Here is a 15561-nt window from a genome sequence, read left to right on the forward strand (position 1 = left end):
CCAGTTAAAGCCGCTGGGGGGTGGGTAATGATAGCGGCTTAACTGGAGAAAGATGTAGTGCTTTATGCCATCAGGCTGTGGATAGCGACGTTAATGACCCCGCCGCCGACAATCAACCAGACGAACAGCATCAGCGCCATCAGCAGCGGTTTCGCCCCGGCTTTTTTCAGCGCGCTGACGTGGGTGGTGACCCCGAGGGCGGCCATTGCCATCGCCAGCAGGACGGTATCCAGCGTCACCAGCATATCCACCACGGCTTTCGGCAGCAGATGGAAGGAGTTAAACACCGCCACCAGGATGAACATAATGGCGAACCACGGAATGGTGATTTTGCTTTTCTCGCCGTTGCCTGCCGGGGTCAGCTGTTTAACACGCGCCGCCAGGAACAGCAGGAACGGAGCCAGCATCATGACGCGCAGCATTTTGGCGATAACCGCCGCGTTCTCCGCGTCCGGGCTGACCGCATGGCCGGCGGCAACAACCTGCGCCACTTCATGCATGGTGGAGCCCATATAGATCCCGTAGGTCTCCGGGGTAAACCAGTGCGCCAGCAGCGGGTACATCGCCGGGTAGAGGAAGATGGCGATGGTACCGAAGATAACCACTGTAGCGACGGCAACCGTCACTTTACTGGCTTCGGCTTTGACCACCGGCTCGGTGGCGAGCACGGCCGCCGCGCCGCAGATGCTGCTGCCGGCGCCGATCAGCCAGCTGGTGTGTTTATCGAGACCAAACACTTTCTGGCCAAGGAAGCAGGCGATGAAAAAGGTACTGGAGAGCGTCAAAACGTCAATCAAAATACCGCTCACGCCGACGTCGGCAATCTGGGCGAACGTCAGGCGAAAGCCGTAGAGGATGATCCCCAGGCGCAGCAGATGCTGCTTGGCGAAGATCACCCCGCCGTCGCAGGGCTGCCAGATTTTCGGGTAGACCGTGTTGCCGACGACCATCCCGAACAGGATAGCGAGGGTCAGGGCGCTAAAGCCCGCGCCGGCGATGGCCGGGAAACTACCGGCCCACAGGGCGGCGCCGGTCAGAGCGGCGGTCAGCGCCAGGCCTGGGACAAAATGCCACAGGGAACGATGTTTGGTGGGTAAAGTGAGTGCTGTCATAACCTTCTCCTTTGTCTGCCTAAAGGTTACGCCGCGCGGGATTAAATATAAAATTGATTATATGTTTATAATCAATCGTAATAAGTGGTTAATGGCCGCTTCGCCGGTTACAACGGGGCGAGAGCGGGTTAGGCAGAAGCGGGGCGGTCTCGCCGGCAAGACGATGATTTTGTGATATAAGCGGATTTTCCTTCCGTCAGCCGCCTCGATTTGTGTCACCATAGTAAGGAAGGTTATTCAGGTTGGATTACTAAACGGGTGGGTTATGCATATTACGCTGCGGCAGCTGGAAGTGTTCGCCGAAGTCCACAAGAGTGGGTCGACCACTCAGGCGTCACAGATGCTGGCGCTTTCGCAATCCGCGGTCAGCGCCGCGCTGACCGATCTGGAAGGGCAGCTCGGCGTGCAGCTGTTTGACCGCGTCGGTAAACGACTGGTGGTGAATGAGCATGGACGGCTGCTGTACCCGCGTGCGCTGGCGCTGCTGGAGCGGGCCCTGGAGATCGAGCAGCTGTTTCGCGGCGATAACGGGGCGATCCGAGTCTACGCCAGCAGCACCATCGGCAACTATATTATGCCGGAGATTATTGCCCGCTATCGTCATGACTTCCCGGATCTGCCGGTCGAGCTGAGCGTCGGCAACAGCCTGGACGTCATCAACGCCGTCGCCGACCTGCGGGTGGATTTCGGCCTGATTGAGGGGCCGTGCCATGCCGCCGATATTATTGCCGAGCCGTGGCTGGAGGATGAACTGGTGGTGTTTGCCGCGCCCAACTCACCGCTGCTGGCGGGGGAGGTGACCCTGCAGCAACTGGCTGAGGCGCCGTGGATCCTGCGCGAGCATGGCTCCGGCACCCGGGAGATTGTCGATTACGTTCTGCTGTCGCATCTGCCGGCGTTTCATCTGGGCATGGAGCTGGGTAATTCAGAGGCGATCAAGCACGCGGTCAGGCATGGCCTGGGCATCAGCTGTCTATCGCGGCGGGTGATTGCCGAACAGCTTGCCTCGGGCACGCTGGCGGAGCTGAAAGTGCCATTGCCCCGGCTGACGCGCACGCTGTGGCGGATCCATCACCGGCAGAAGCATATTTCTAAAGCATTACAACGTTTTCTGCACTATTGCCAGGTGTAGCAGCCCGGTTTTATCGCCTGATTACGGGGGGAATTCGCTGGCAATTCCGCAGGTTAGTGCTTTACTAATAATTTGCGGGCGATCATGAAGCTCTCTTATAACTTTGCATTTGTACCGGATGGAACCCCGATCGTCTGCTACAATCGCGCCTCATTTTTTGGATGGATAGCATTATCACATGGTTTCGGAAACTAAAACCACAGAAGCGCCCACGCTACGTCGTGAACTGAAGGCGCGCCACTTGACCATGATCGCCATCGGCGGTTCCATCGGTACGGGTCTTTTTGTTGCCTCTGGCGCAACCATTTCGCAAGCAGGTCCCGGCGGGGCGCTGCTGTCTTATATTCTGATCGGTTTGATGGTCTATTTCCTGATGACCAGCCTCGGCGAGCTGGCGGCGTTTATGCCGGTATCCGGTTCCTTCGCCACCTACGGGCAGAATTATGTTGAAGAAGGCTTCGGCTTCGCGCTGGGCTGGAACTACTGGTACAACTGGGCGGTGACGATCGCCGTTGACCTCGTGGCCTCACAGCTGGTGATGAGCTACTGGTTCCCCGACACTCCGGGCTGGATCTGGAGCGCCTTGTTCCTCGGCATCATGTTCCTGCTGAACTGGATCTCGGTGCGCGGCTTTGGCGAGGCGGAATACTGGTTCTCGCTGATAAAGGTAGCCACCGTCATTATCTTTATCATCGTCGGCGTGATGATGATTGTCGGCATCTTCAAAGGGGCGCAGCCAGCCGGCTGGAGCAACTGGGGGATCGCGGATGCGCCGTTCGCCGGCGGTTTCTCGGCGATGATTGGCGTGGCGATGATTGTCGGCTTCTCGTTCCAGGGCACCGAGCTTATCGGCATCGCTGCCGGTGAATCTGAAAATCCGGAGAAGAACATTCCGCGCGCGGTGCGCCAGGTCTTCTGGCGTATCCTGCTGTTTTACGTCTTCGCGATCCTGATTATCAGCCTGATCATTCCGTATACCGATCCGAGTCTGCTGCGCAATGATGTGAAGGATATCTCCGTCAGCCCGTTCACCCTGGTGTTCCAGCATGCTGGTTTGCTGTCGGCGGCGGCAATCATGAACGCCGTTATCCTGACTGCCGTGCTGTCGGCGGGTAACTCCGGGATGTACGCCTCCACGCGTATGCTGTACACCCTGGCCTGCGACGGTAAAGCGCCGCGTATTTTCTCGAAGCTGTCGCGTGGCGGCGTGCCGCGTAACGCGCTGTACGCGACCACCGTGATCGCGGCGCTGTGCTTCCTGACTTCCATGTTTGGCAACCAGACGGTGTACCTGTGGCTGCTGAACACCTCCGGGATGACGGGCTTTATCGCCTGGCTGGGTATTGCGATCAGCCACTATCGTTTCCGTCGCGGCTACGTCCTGCAGGGTAACGATATTAATAATCTGCCGTATCGTTCCGGGTTCTTCCCGCTGGGGCCGATCTTCGCCTTCGTGCTGTGCCTGATCATCACCCTCGGACAGAACTACGAAGCGTTCCTCAAGGACACCATTGACTGGGGCGGCGTGGCGGCGACCTACATTGGTATTCCGCTGTTCCTCGTCATCTGGTTTGGTTACAAGCTGGCGAAAGGCACCCGCTTTGTTCGCTACAGCGAAATGACCTTCCCGGACCGCTTTAAGCGTTAATCTTCGCGATTGTGCGATAAAAGCCCTCTGTGAAGAGGGCTTTATATTGCTGGCAAAGTGCAATTTTCAGGGATTGCCCGGCGGCGCTGCGCTTGCGTAGGCCTACAGATAACCGCGTAACTGATTGATATTGCGATGTTTCGTAGGCCTGGTAAGGCGGAAGCCGCCACCCGGCAGACATGTGAGCGCAATAACGAAGACAGATTTGTCATCACCCGGAAGCCCTCTGAACAGAGGGCTTTTTTTATGTTTGTGCGGTTACAGCTTGTCACAATTCTTCATAATTATATTGATAATCGTAATCATTATCTTTATCATTTTCGCCCATTACGGATGAAGCCACTCCCCGTCTCTGCCGCTTGTACAGACTGACACCGGGCGACCAGCCACATCGACGAGAAAACAGCGCGAGCATGCCGCCGACAGAGCGACAGGCCGCCAGCGCGTGTGAGCAGCACCTTGTTGTTTGTTTGGTTGTACACCTCATGGAGATTTGGAATGTTCAGGTTAAACCCTTTTATCCGGGCGGGATTGTCTGCGTCCGTCGTATCGTTGGCGTTTCCGGCTCTGGCCGATGTGAATGAAGAAACGCTGGTGGTGACCGCCTCGGCCACTGAACAGAATGTCAAAGACGCGCCGGCGAGCATCAGCGTCATCACCCAACAGGATTTACAACGCAAGCCTGTTCAGAACCTGAAAGACGTGCTGCGCGATGTGCCTGGGGTCCAGCTCACCAACGAAGGGGATAACCGCAAGGGCGTTAGCATCCGCGGTCTGAGCAGCAGCTATACCCTGATCCTGGTCGACGGCAAGCGCGTTAACTCGCGGAACGCCGTCTTCCGCCACAATGACTTCGACCTTAACTGGATCCCGGTGGATGCTATTGAGCGTATCGAAGTGGTGCGCGGCCCGATGTCCTCCCTCTACGGCTCCGATGCGCTCGGTGGGGTGGTCAACATTATTACCAAAAAAATCGGCCAGAAATGGACCGGGACGCTGAGTGCTGATACCGCTATTCAGGAGCACCGCGATCGCGGGGATACCTATAACGGCCAGTTCTTCACCAGCGGCCCGCTGATCGACGGCGTACTTGGAATGAAGGCCTACGGCAGCCTGGCAAAACGCGCCAAGGACGATCCGCAGTCATCCAGTAATGCCACCGGCGAGACGCCGCGCATCGAGGGCTTCACCAGCCGCGATGGCAATGTTGAATTCGCCTGGACGCCGAACGAAAACCACGATTTTACCGCAGGCTACGGCTTTGACCGTCAGGATCGCGATTCCGATTCCCTTGACCGCAACCGCCTTGAGCGGGAGAACTACTCTCTGAGCCATAACGGCCGCTGGGATATCGGCAATAGCGAGCTCAAGTTCTACGGCGAAAAGGTGGATAACAAAAATCCAGGGCAGAGCGGGACTATTACCTCGGAAAGCAATGCCATCGACGGCAAGTATGTCCTGCCGCTGGGCATGATTAACCAGCTGGTGACCTTCGGCGGCGAATGGCGCCACGACAAACTGAAAGATCCGGTCAACCTGAGCAGCGGCGGCCAGTCAACGTCGGCTAGCCAGTACGCCCTGTTTATCGAAGACGAATGGCGCATCATCGAGCCGCTGGCGCTGACCACCGGCATTCGTATGGACGACCATCAGACCTATGGCGATCACTGGAGCCCGCGCGCCTATCTGGTGTATAACGCCACCGATACCGTCACCGTCAAAGGCGGCTGGGCGACGGCGTTTAAAGCCCCGTCGCTGCTGCAGCTTAACCCCGACTGGACCACCAACTCCTGCCGCGGCTCGTGCAGCATCGTCGGTAACCCGGATCTGAAACCGGAAACCAGCGAAAGCTTCGAGCTCGGTCTCTACTACCGCGGGGAAGAGGGCTGGCTTGAAAATGTCGAAGGCAGCATCACCACCTTCCAGAATAATGTCGACGACATGATCGACGTTCTGCGCACCTCCAGCGCCAGCGAAGCGCCGGGCTATCCGAACTTTGTCGGCTGGAAAACCGTCAACGGCAAGCGCGTGCCGATCTTCCGCTATTTCAACGTCAACAAAGCCCGCATCAAAGGGGTGGAGACGGAGGTGAAGATCCCGTTTGGCGATGAGTGGAAGCTGACGGTGAACTACACCTACAACGATGGTCGCGATCTGAGCAATGGCGGCGACAAACCGCTGCAGACGCTGCCGTTCCATACCGCCAACGGCACGCTCGACTGGAAACCGCTGGACGACTGGTCCTTCTACGTGACGGCCAACTATACCGGCCAGCAGCGCGCGGTGAGCGCCACCGGCAAAACGCCGGGCGGCTACACCCTGTTTGACGTTGGCGCGGCATGGCAGGTGACCAAAAACGTGAAACTGCGCTCCGGGGTGCAGAACGTGGGTGATAAAGATCTGAGCCGGGACGACTACAGCTATACCGAAGAAGGCCGTCGCTACTTTATGGCGGTGGATTATCGCTTCTGATTGCCGGCGCTAAAACGCGTCCTGTAGGCCTGAACATGCGCCGCGAAGCAGCTTCGCGGCGCATTGGCGTTTAGCCAAAGAGATGCTGCGCATGGAAGCGCAGATGGTCTTCAATAAACGAGGCAATGAAGTAATAGCTGTGGTCGTAACCGGGCTGGATGCGCAGCGTTAACGGCCAGGCCTTCTGCCGCGCGACCTCCGCCAGTACCGCCGGCTGCAGCTGTCCGGCAAGGAAAGGATCGTTGTCGCCCTGATCGATAAGCGTCGGCACGGCGTCCTCCGGCCGGCTGGCCTGCATCAGCGCGCAGCTGTCCCAGGAGTGCCATGCCGATTCATCCGCGCCGAGATAGGCGGTAAACGCTTTCTTGCCCCACGGGACCTGGGAGGGATTGACGATCGGCGCGAAGGCGGAGACGCTGGCGTAGCGGCCGGGATTTTTGAGCGCCATAATGAGCGCGCCGTGGCCGCCCATCGAGTGGCCGCTGACGGCGCAGCGTTCGCCGACGCTAAACTCGCTACGAATAAGCGCGGGCAGTTCGTCACGCAGGTAATCGTACATTCGGTAGTGCGCCGCCCAGGGCGCCTCGGTGGCGTTCAGGTAGAAGCCGGCGCCTTGTCCGAGATCGTAACCGTCGTCGTTGGCCGCCTCGTCACCGCGCGGGCTGGTATCCGGCATCACCAGCGCGATGCCCAGCTCGGCGGCAATGCGCTGGGCGCCCGCCTTGGTGGTAAAGTTCTCATCGTTACAGGTCAGCCCCGACAGCCAGTACAGCACCGGCGGCGGCGTTTCGCGCTCAGGCGGTAAAAAAATGCTGAACGTCATGGCGCAGTTCAGGACAGGGGAGTGATGACGCCAGCGTTGTTGCTGGCCGTCAAAACAGCGATGCTCTTCAAGCAGTTCCATGCAAGGCTCCTCGGAAGGGATGTGCGCGTAAACGTTCATAATACAGATATTTCATTAGCCGGTGAGCAACTTTCACTTTCTCCTTTTGAGAACTTACTGCATCATTAATGCAACTTATAGCCAACATGCCGGTGTAGCGACGGCGCTTATGAATGCGTACAGCGGTTGGAACATTCCGGATACGGCGATAAGGATTTGGCGTTGCGCCTGAGGCATGGCTTCGCTCCCTAATAAAAGGCAGCGCCAATTTCAATAATTATCGTTACGGCTACTGGATTCTGTGCGCCACCTCACGCACAATGAATACAAACTTTGCCCCCAGAAAAAGCAAAGAGCGCCACACCTGCAGGAGAAACATAAATGTCATCACTGAGTAAAGAAGCCGTCCTCGTTCATGAAGCGTTGGTCGCTCGTGGGCTGGAGACGCCGATGCGTGCGCCAGTACAAGAAATTGATAACGAAACACGCAAGCGTTTGATTACCGGTCATATGACCGAGATTATGCAACTGCTGAATCTGGATCTGAGTGATGACAGTCTGATGGAGACCCCGCATCGCATCGCCAAAATGTATGTCGATGAGATCTTCTCCGGGCTGGATTATTCTCGCTTCCCGAAAATCACCGTCATTGAAAACAAAATGAAGGTCGATGAAATGGTCACCGTGCGCGATATCACCCTGACCAGCACCTGCGAACACCATTTCGTTACCATCGATGGTAAAGCGACGGTAGCCTATATCCCGAAAGATTCGGTGATCGGCCTGTCGAAAATCAACCGCATCGTGCAGTTTTTCGCCCAACGTCCGCAGGTCCAGGAGCGTCTGACGCAGCAGATCCTGATCGCGCTGCAGACGCTGCTCGGCACCAACAACGTGGCGGTATCCATTGACGCGGTGCATTATTGCGTGAAGGCGCGCGGCATTCGCGACGCGACCAGCGCCACCACCACCACCTCTCTCGGCGGCCTGTTTAAATCCAGCCAGAATACCCGCCAGGAATTCCTGCGCGCAGTACGTCACCACAACTAAAACGGAGCAGGGTGCATGGAGAGAAATGTCACGCTGGACTTTGTCCGCGGCGTCGCCATCCTCGGTATCCTGCTTCTCAATATCAGCGCCTTCGGCTTGCCGAAGGCCGCTTATCTCAATCCCGCCTGGTCAGGAAGCGCGTCCCTTAGCGATGCCTGGACCTGGGCGCTCCTCGACCTGCTGGCGCAGGTGAAGTTTCTCACCCTGTTCGCGCTGCTGTTTGGCGCCGGTCTTCAGCTATTGCTTCCGCGAGGGAAGCGCTGGATCCAGTCGCGGCTGACGCTGCTGGCGCTGCTCGGTTTCATTCACGGTCTTTTTTTCTGGGATGGCGATATTCTGCTGGCCTATGCCCTGGTGGGGCTGGTGAGCTGGCGCATGGTGCGTGAGGCGCACCATGTCAAATCGCTGTTTAACACCGGGGTGGTGCTCTACCTCACCGGCATTGCGGTGCTGGTCCTGTTGGGGATGATCTCCGGGACCGCGGCGAATCGCTCGTGGGCGCCGGACGCGGCGAACCTGCAGTATGAGCAGTACTGGAAGCTGCACGGTGGCATGGAGGCGGTCAGCAACCGGGCGGATATGCTATCTGACAATCTGCTGGCGCTGGGCGCGCAGTATGGCTGGCAGCTGGCGGGGATGATGCTGATGGGCGCGGCGCTGATGCGCAGCGGCTGGCTGAAGGGGCAGTTTAGCCTGCGTCACTACCGGCGTACCGGCGCGCTGCTGGTGGCGGCCGGCATGGCGGTCAATCTGCCGGCAATATTCGCCCAGTGGTATCTGACCTGGGACTATCGCTGGTGCGCGTTTTTACTGCAGGCGCCGCGCGAACTTAGCGCCCCGCTGCAGGCTATCGGCTATGCCGCGCTGGCCTGGGGCTACTGGCCGCAGCTCTGCCGTTTCCGCCTGGTGGGCGCTATCGCCTGCGTCGGACGCATGGCGCTGACCAACTACCTGCTGCAGACCCTGATCTGCACCACCCTGTTTTATCATCTTGGGCTGTTTATGCGCTTCGATCGTCTGCAGCTGCTGGCCTTTGTCCCCCCCATCTGGGCCGTTAACCTCCTTATCTCATCGCTCTGGCTGCGCCGCTTCCGCCAGGGGCCGGTGGAATGGCTGTGGCGTCAGTTAACCCTGCGTGCGTCAGGCACATCATTGAAAGACACATCCAGATAACGATCTCGATCACAATCATTAACAAAACGGATGTAAACGTTTCCAGCCGTGTGACCTCACTCACGCAGCGGACCGCGGGTCGCTGCCAGAATAGCCTCCTTGCTAAGCACAGGAGGTGAATGTGACGTGCTGTAATTCTCTTAAGGTCGCTGAGTATGATCACCATTCGTGATGTCGCCCGCCAGGCGGGCGTTTCCGTGGCCACCGTGTCGCGGGTGCTGAATAACAGCGCGCTGGTGAGTCCGGATACGCGCGACGTGGTGATGAAAGCGGTGACCCAACTGGGCTACCGGCCCAACGCCAACGCCCAGGCGCTGGCCACCCAGGTCAGCGATACCATCGGCGTAGTGGTGATGGACGTCTCCGATGCCTTCTTCGGCGCGCTGGTGAAAGCAGTGGATACCGTTGCTCAGCAGCATCAGAAATATGTGCTGATCGGCAACAGCTATCACGAGGCGGAAAAAGAGCGTCACGCCATCGAGGTGCTGATCCGTCAGCGCTGCTCGGCGCTGATCGTCCATTCGAAAGCGCTGAGCGATGATGAACTGAGCGACTTTATGCAACATATCCCGGGGATGGTGCTGATCAACCGCATCGTGCCGGGGTATGCCCATCGCTGCGTCGGACTCGACAACGTCAGCGGCGCGCTGATGGCCACCCGTATGCTGCTCAATCATGGTCACCAGCGTATCGGCTATCTCTCCTCAAACCACGGCATTGAAGATGACGATATGCGCCGGGAAGGGTGGAGCAAAGCGCTGCAGGAGCAAGGCATCATCGCCCCGGACAGCTGGATCGGTTCCGGCTCCCCGGATATGCAGGGCGGTGAAGCGGCGATGGTCGAACTGCTGGGGCGCAATCTCGGCCTCACCGCGGTGTTTGCCTATAACGACAGCATGGCGGCCGGCGCGCTGACGACGCTGAAGGACAACGGCATTGTCGTGCCGCAGCATCTGTCGCTGATTGGCTTTGATGATATTCCTATTTCCCGTTACACCGATCCTCAGCTCACCACCGTGCGCTATCCGGTAATGTCGATGGCAAAGCTGGCCACCGAGCTGGCGCTGCTGGGGGCGGCCGGCAAGCTGGATCGCGAGGCGACGCACTGCTTTATGCCGACGCTGGTGCGCCGTCATTCCGTTGCCCAGCGGCAAACTGTGGGCCCGATCACTAACTGACGCGATCGCGGGATGTAACCGCTTTCAATTTGTGAGTAAATTCACAGTATATTAACATTCGCCTGATTATGATGGCAGCGTTTACCAGTCTGAACCACGAGGTGATGGATATTCCTCACTTTATTTATTAGGAACAAGGCGTTAAACGAGTTTTACAGTCGTATTTTTCTGGAGCGTTACCCGACACGGAAGACCGAATTTTCGTCGTGAAATGCGTTGTGCGGTAACACAAATGCAACAAATCCCGCCTGCATTTTCTCACAATAATGACCCTGCATAATAAAACCGGAGATTCCATGAATAAGAAGGTGTTTACCCTGTCTGCTGTAATGGCTGGTCTGTTATTTGGCGCCGCCGCACACGCAGCAGATACCCGTATCGGCGTGACGATTTATAAATATGACGACAACTTTATGTCGGTAGTGCGTAAGGCGATTGAAAAAGATGGCAAATCCGCGCCAGACGTCCAGCTATTGATGAATGATTCGCAGAACGACCAGTCGAAACAAAACGATCAGATTGACGTGCTGCTGGCGAAAGGCGTGAAGGCGCTGGCGATTAACCTGGTTGACCCGGCCGCCGCAGGTACGGTGATTGAAAAGGCGCGCGGGCAGAATATTCCGGTGGTGTTCTTCAACAAAGAGCCTTCCCGCAAAGCGCTGGATAGTTATGACAAGGCTTATTACGTCGGTACCGACTCGAAAGAGTCCGGGATTATTCAGGGCGATCTGATCGCCAAGCACTGGAAAGCCAACCCGAACTGGGATCTGAATAAAGACGGTCAGATCCAGTACGTCCTGCTGAAAGGCGAGCCGGGCCATCCGGATGCGGAAGCGCGTACCACTTACGTTATTAAAGAGCTGAATGATAAAGGTCTGAAGACCCAGCAGCTGCAGCTGGATACCGCGATGTGGGATACCGCCCAGGCGAAAGACAAAATGGACGCCTGGCTCTCCGGCCCGAATGCCAACAAGATTGAAGTGGTGATCGCTAACAACGACGCCATGGCGATGGGCGCGGTTGAAGCGCTGAAAGCGCACAACAAGAGCAGCATTCCGGTGTTCGGCGTTGATGCCCTGCCGGAAGCCCTGGCGCTGGTGAAATCCGGCGCGATGGCCGGTACTGTGCTGAACGATGCCAATAACCAGGCGAAAGCGACCTTCGAGCTGGCGAAAAACCTTGCCGACGGGAAAGACGCCGCGGCAGGCACCAACTGGAAAATTGACAACAAGATTGTTCGCGTCCCCTACGTGGGCGTCGATAAAGACAACCTGAGCCAGCTTACCGGCAAATAATCGTGATGTGAGTTGCGGGCGTGGGTTATCCACGCCCGATTATTCCTGATACAGAACCAGACTCCTGCTGGCGCTAGTGCGCCGGACGGGGCTTGCATGAACGCAGCCAGGTATAACTATGGTCAGCAATAATAGCGAACGGTCAGGCGAATATTTGTTGGAGATGAGCAACATCAACAAATCGTTTCCTGGCGTCAAGGCTCTTGATAATGTCAACCTGAAGGTTCGTCCGCACTCCATTCATGCGTTAATGGGTGAGAACGGCGCCGGTAAATCGACATTATTAAAATGCCTTTTTGGGATCTATCAAAAAGATTCCGGTAGCATTCTTTTTCAGGGAAAAGAGATCGATTTCCATTCGGCGAAAGAAGCCCTGGAAAACGGTATTTCGATGGTGCATCAGGAATTAAACCTGGTATTACAGCGTTCGGTCATGGATAACATGTGGCTCGGGCGCTATCCAACTAAAGGCATGTTTGTCGATCAGGACAAAATGTACCGGGATACCAAGGCCATTTTTGATGAGCTGGATATTGATATCGATCCGCGCGCCCGCGTCGGTACCTTATCGGTATCTCAGATGCAGATGATTGAGATCGCGAAGGCGTTTTCCTATGACGCCAAAATCGTCATCATGGATGAGCCGACGTCATCGCTGACGGAAAAAGAGGTCAACCATCTGTTTAAGATCATCCGTAAGCTGAAAGATCGCGGCTGCGGTATCGTCTATATCTCGCATAAAATGGAAGAAATTTTCCAGTTGTGCGATGAAATAACCATCCTGCGCGACGGCCAGTGGATCGCCACCCAGCCGCTGGAAGGGCTGGATATGGATAAGATCATCGCCATGATGGTCGGGCGTTCGCTTAACCAGCGTTTTCCGGATCGCGAAAACACTCCGGGCGAAGTGATCCTCCAGGTGCGCAATCTCACCTCGCTGCGCCAGCCCTCCATTCGCGATGTCTCCTTTGACCTGCATAAGGGCGAAATTCTCGGTATCGCCGGCTTGGTGGGCGCTAAACGCACCGACATCGTGGAGACCCTGTTCGGCATCCGTGAGAAGGCCAGCGGCACCATCACGCTGCACGGCAAGAAGATCAACAACCACAGCGCCAACGAGGCGATTAACCACGGTTTTGCGCTGGTGACCGAGGAGCGGCGCTCTACCGGGATTTACGCCTATCTGGATATCGGGTTTAACTCGCTGATCTCCAATATTAAGAAATATAAAAACAGCGTCGGCTTGCTGGATAACTCGCGAATGAAGAGCGATACCCAATGGGTTATTGACTCGATGCGCGTCAAAACCCCCGGTCAGCATACGCAGATTGGCTCGCTTTCCGGTGGTAACCAGCAAAAGGTCATTATAGGCCGCTGGCTGCTGACCCAGCCGGAGATCCTGATGCTGGATGAGCCAACGCGCGGTATCGACGTCGGCGCCAAGTTTGAAATCTATCAGCTGATTGCCGAACTGGCTAAAAAAGACAAAGGGATCATTATTATTTCTTCCGAAATGCCGGAACTGCTGGGGATTACCGACCGCATTCTGGTGATGAGCAACGGCCTGGTCGCGGGCATTGTTGAGACTAAAACCACCACGCAAAACGAAATACTGCGTCTTGCGTCATTGCACCTTTAAGATCAGGGGCTTCACATGAGTGCGTTAAATAAAAAGAGTTTTCTCACTTACCTGAAAGAGGGTGGGATATATGTTGTCCTTCTGGTCCTGCTGGCCATTATTATTTTCCAGGATCCGACATTTTTAAGTCTGCTCAACCTGAGTAATATTCTGACCCAGTCCTCGGTGCGTATTATAATTGCCCTCGGCGTGGCCGGACTTATCGTCACGCAGGGGACCGACCTCTCCGCCGGCCGTCAGGTGGGTCTGGCGGCGGTAATTGCCGCCACCATGCTGCAGGCGGTGGATAATGCCAATAAGGTATTCCCGGATATGGCGACCATGCCGATCCCGCTGGTGATCCTGCTGGTGTGCGCCATCGGGGCGGTCATCGGCCTGATTAACGGGATCGTCATTGCCTACCTGAACGTGACGCCGTTTATTACCACTCTCGGCACCATGATCATCGTGTACGGCATTAACTCGCTGTACTACGACTTCGTGGGCGCGTCGCCGATCTCCGGCTTCGACAGCCACTTCTCCCATTTCGCGCAGGGGTTTGTGGCACTGGACTCCTTCCGCCTGTCCTACATTACCTTCTACGCGCTGATTGCCGTCTTCTTTGTCTGGATCCTGTGGAACAAGACGCGCTTTGGCAAAAACATTTTCGCTATCGGCGGTAACCCGGAAGCGGCGAAGGTCTCCGGGGTTAACGTAGCGTTAAACCTGCTGATGATCTATGCCCTCTCCGGCGTGTTCTACGCCTTCGGCGGCCTGCTGGAAGCCGGACGTATCGGTTCGGCGACCAATAACCTCGGCTTTATGTATGAACTGGACGCCATCGCCGCCTGTGTGGTGGGCGGCGTATCGTTCAGCGGCGGGGTAGGGACGGTGTTTGGCGTGGTGACCGGGGTGATTATTTTCACCGTCATCAACTACGGCCTGACCTATATCGGCGTCAACCCTTACTGGCAGTACATTATTAAGGGGGCGATTATTATCTTCGCCGTGGCGCTGGACTCCCTGAAATACGCCCGTAAGAAATAAGATTGAACGCATCAAAAACCCGCGCCTGGCGCGGGTTTTTTTATATCTGAAACGAATGCGTTGATGGAGGCTACTTTTCTTTCTGCAGCTCCAGCAGCTGCTCCGGGGTGACGGCCGGGTAGGACTGGGCGTCATCCGGCACGTCATGCTGCTGCGCCGGAATCGGGATGAGAGGGCCGAGAAACCGCGGTTCCCGTTTGAAGATATAGAGGTCCGCCAGCGCGCCAAAGCGGGCGCCGAACTCGCGCAGCCGCACGCTCCACATATCCTTCGGCGACGGCACCGCGTAGCACTGGGCCTGGATCCCCATATGCAGGGCGATAAACAGCGCCCGTTCGCAGTGGAAGCGCTGGGTGATGATAATGAAGTCGTTGGTGTCGAACACTTTCCGGGTACGGACGATCGAGTCGAGGGTACGGAAACCGGCATAGTCCAGTACGATATCCGCGGGATCGACGCCGCCTTTAATCAGGTCCCGACGCATAGTCATCGGTTCATTGTAGCTTTGCAGAGCATTATCGCCGCTCAGCAGGAGATAGTTGACCTTGCCGCTGTTGTAGGCGTTCAGCGCACCCTGGATGCGGTAACGGTAATACTGATTGATGACGCCGGTGCGGTAATATTTGGCGGTGCCCAGCACCACACCGACCTGACGGTAGGGCAGGTCCTGCAGTTCATCATAGATATAGGGCGCGGTTTTCCAGCTCATCCAGCGGTCAAGGCCCAGCACGGTCAACAGCAGCAGGCCGAGCAGGACTAACAGGCTGTAGAACGCACGCTTTAACATGAACTTGGCTCAATAATAGACAACGGAGTCTTCAGGCTACTTTACCCGCCGGGTAAGCGCAAGAAACCCGCGTTTGATTGCGGGGATTTTCAGCAATATAGACAGATCGCCGAACGCAGGCCGGGTAAGGCGTGAGCCGACACCCGGCATAGGGATCTTCAGCTCG

Annotated in this window: 12 protein-coding genes; 9 read left to right on the forward strand and 3 right to left on the reverse strand. The window is 56.8% G+C overall.

Annotated elements, in window-relative coordinates:
• Positions 1 to 62: 62 nt before the first annotated feature.
• Positions 63 to 1112 carry a YeiH family protein gene (locus KB890_RS22460; protein ID WP_002912935.1) on the reverse strand — a complete coding sequence of 350 codons (1050 nt, stop codon included), beginning with the start codon at positions 1110 to 1112 and terminating at the stop codon, positions 63 to 65.
• A 265-nt stretch (positions 1113 to 1377) separates the two neighbouring features.
• Between KB890_RS22460 and yieE the strand changes: the two genes are divergently transcribed.
• From yieE to cirA, 3 genes are all read left to right on the forward strand, one after another.
• Entirely contained in the window at positions 1378 to 2244 is an 867-nt protein-coding gene (gene yieE, locus KB890_RS22465; protein ID WP_002912932.1) for a DNA-binding transcriptional regulator YeiE, read from the forward strand.
• 178 nt (positions 2245 to 2422) lie between these two features.
• Positions 2423 to 3892, forward strand: a complete 1470-nt coding sequence (locus tag KB890_RS22470; protein ID WP_002912929.1) for an amino acid permease — start codon at positions 2423 to 2425, stop codon at positions 3890 to 3892.
• Positions 3893 to 4390: 498 nt separating this feature from the next.
• The gene (cirA, locus tag KB890_RS22475) at positions 4391 to 6364 is read left to right on the forward strand and encodes a catecholate siderophore receptor CirA (RefSeq protein WP_020324292.1); all 1974 of its coding nucleotides are present in this window, start codon (positions 4391 to 4393) and stop codon (positions 6362 to 6364) included.
• A 70-nt stretch (positions 6365 to 6434) separates the two neighbouring features.
• On the opposite strand, the gene fghA is transcribed toward cirA, so the two are convergent.
• Positions 6435 to 7268 (reverse strand): S-formylglutathione hydrolase, encoded by an 834-nt coding sequence (gene fghA, locus KB890_RS22480; protein WP_004151123.1) that lies wholly within the window; start codon positions 7266 to 7268, stop codon positions 6435 to 6437.
• 360 nt (positions 7269 to 7628) lie between these two features.
• On the opposite strand from fghA, the gene folE reads away from it, so the two are divergent.
• The 6 genes from folE to mglC all read left to right on the forward strand — a co-directional run bounded on the left by folE (position 7629) and on the right by mglC (position 14608).
• On the forward strand, positions 7629 to 8297 hold the full coding sequence (gene folE, locus KB890_RS22485) for a GTP cyclohydrolase I FolE (protein WP_002912924.1): 669 nt from the start codon (positions 7629 to 7631) through the stop codon (positions 8295 to 8297).
• Positions 8298 to 8312: 15 nt separating this feature from the next.
• Complete coding sequence (yeiB, locus tag KB890_RS22490) at positions 8313 to 9470, forward strand: DUF418 domain-containing protein YeiB (protein ID WP_020324375.1); 1158 nt, start codon at positions 8313 to 8315, stop codon at positions 9468 to 9470.
• Between the two features lie 155 nt (positions 9471 to 9625).
• Complete coding sequence (galS, locus tag KB890_RS22495; protein WP_002912919.1) at positions 9626 to 10648, forward strand: HTH-type transcriptional regulator GalS; 1023 nt, start codon at positions 9626 to 9628, stop codon at positions 10646 to 10648.
• A gap of 296 nt (positions 10649 to 10944) precedes the next feature.
• A complete protein-coding gene (mglB, locus tag KB890_RS22500; protein WP_020324332.1) occupies positions 10945 to 11943 on the forward strand; it encodes a galactose/glucose ABC transporter substrate-binding protein MglB in 999 nt (332 codons plus the stop codon).
• 118 nt (positions 11944 to 12061) lie between these two features.
• Positions 12062 to 13582, forward strand: coding sequence for a galactose/methyl galactoside ABC transporter ATP-binding protein MglA (gene mglA / locus KB890_RS22505; RefSeq protein ID WP_002912876.1), 1521 nt, complete (start codon positions 12062 to 12064; stop codon positions 13580 to 13582).
• A 15-nt stretch (positions 13583 to 13597) separates the two neighbouring features.
• On the forward strand, positions 13598 to 14608 hold the full coding sequence (gene mglC, locus KB890_RS22510) for a galactose/methyl galactoside ABC transporter permease MglC (RefSeq protein ID WP_094932891.1): 1011 nt from the start codon (positions 13598 to 13600) through the stop codon (positions 14606 to 14608).
• Between the two features lie 70 nt (positions 14609 to 14678).
• Here the strand turns inward: mglC and sanA are convergent, their stop codons facing one another.
• The gene (gene sanA / locus KB890_RS22515) at positions 14679 to 15395 is read right to left on the reverse strand and encodes an outer membrane permeability protein SanA (RefSeq protein WP_002912870.1); all 717 of its coding nucleotides are present in this window, start codon (positions 15393 to 15395) and stop codon (positions 14679 to 14681) included.
• Between the last annotated feature and the right edge of the window lie 166 nt (positions 15396 to 15561).

The sequence above is a fragment of the Klebsiella sp. P1954 genome (assembly GCF_018199955.1).
GTDB lineage: Bacteria > Pseudomonadota > Gammaproteobacteria > Enterobacterales > Enterobacteriaceae > Klebsiella > Klebsiella pneumoniae.

Coding starts and splice junctions, on each gene's coding strand:
- yieE (WP_002912932.1), top strand. CDS start 1,378: ATGCATATTACGCTGCGGCAGCTGGAAGTGTTCGCCGAAGTCCACAAG.
- fghA (WP_004151123.1), bottom strand. CDS start 7,268: ATGGAACTGCTTGAAGAGCATCGCTGTTTTGACGGCCAGCAACAACGC.
- galS (WP_002912919.1), top strand. CDS start 9,626: ATGATCACCATTCGTGATGTCGCCCGCCAGGCGGGCGTTTCCGTGGCC.
- mglB (WP_020324332.1), top strand. CDS start 10,945: ATGAATAAGAAGGTGTTTACCCTGTCTGCTGTAATGGCTGGTCTGTTA.
- yeiB (WP_020324375.1), top strand. CDS start 8,313: ATGGAGAGAAATGTCACGCTGGACTTTGTCCGCGGCGTCGCCATCCTC.
- folE (WP_002912924.1), top strand. CDS start 7,629: ATGTCATCACTGAGTAAAGAAGCCGTCCTCGTTCATGAAGCGTTGGTC.
- mglA (WP_002912876.1), top strand. CDS start 12,062: ATGGTCAGCAATAATAGCGAACGGTCAGGCGAATATTTGTTGGAGATG.
- mglC (WP_094932891.1), top strand. CDS start 13,598: ATGAGTGCGTTAAATAAAAAGAGTTTTCTCACTTACCTGAAAGAGGGT.
- sanA (WP_002912870.1), bottom strand. CDS start 15,395: ATGTTAAAGCGTGCGTTCTACAGCCTGTTAGTCCTGCTCGGCCTGCTG.
- KB890_RS22470 (WP_002912929.1), top strand. CDS start 2,423: ATGGTTTCGGAAACTAAAACCACAGAAGCGCCCACGCTACGTCGTGAA.
- KB890_RS22460 (WP_002912935.1), bottom strand. CDS start 1,112: ATGACAGCACTCACTTTACCCACCAAACATCGTTCCCTGTGGCATTTT.
- cirA (WP_020324292.1), top strand. CDS start 4,391: ATGTTCAGGTTAAACCCTTTTATCCGGGCGGGATTGTCTGCGTCCGTC.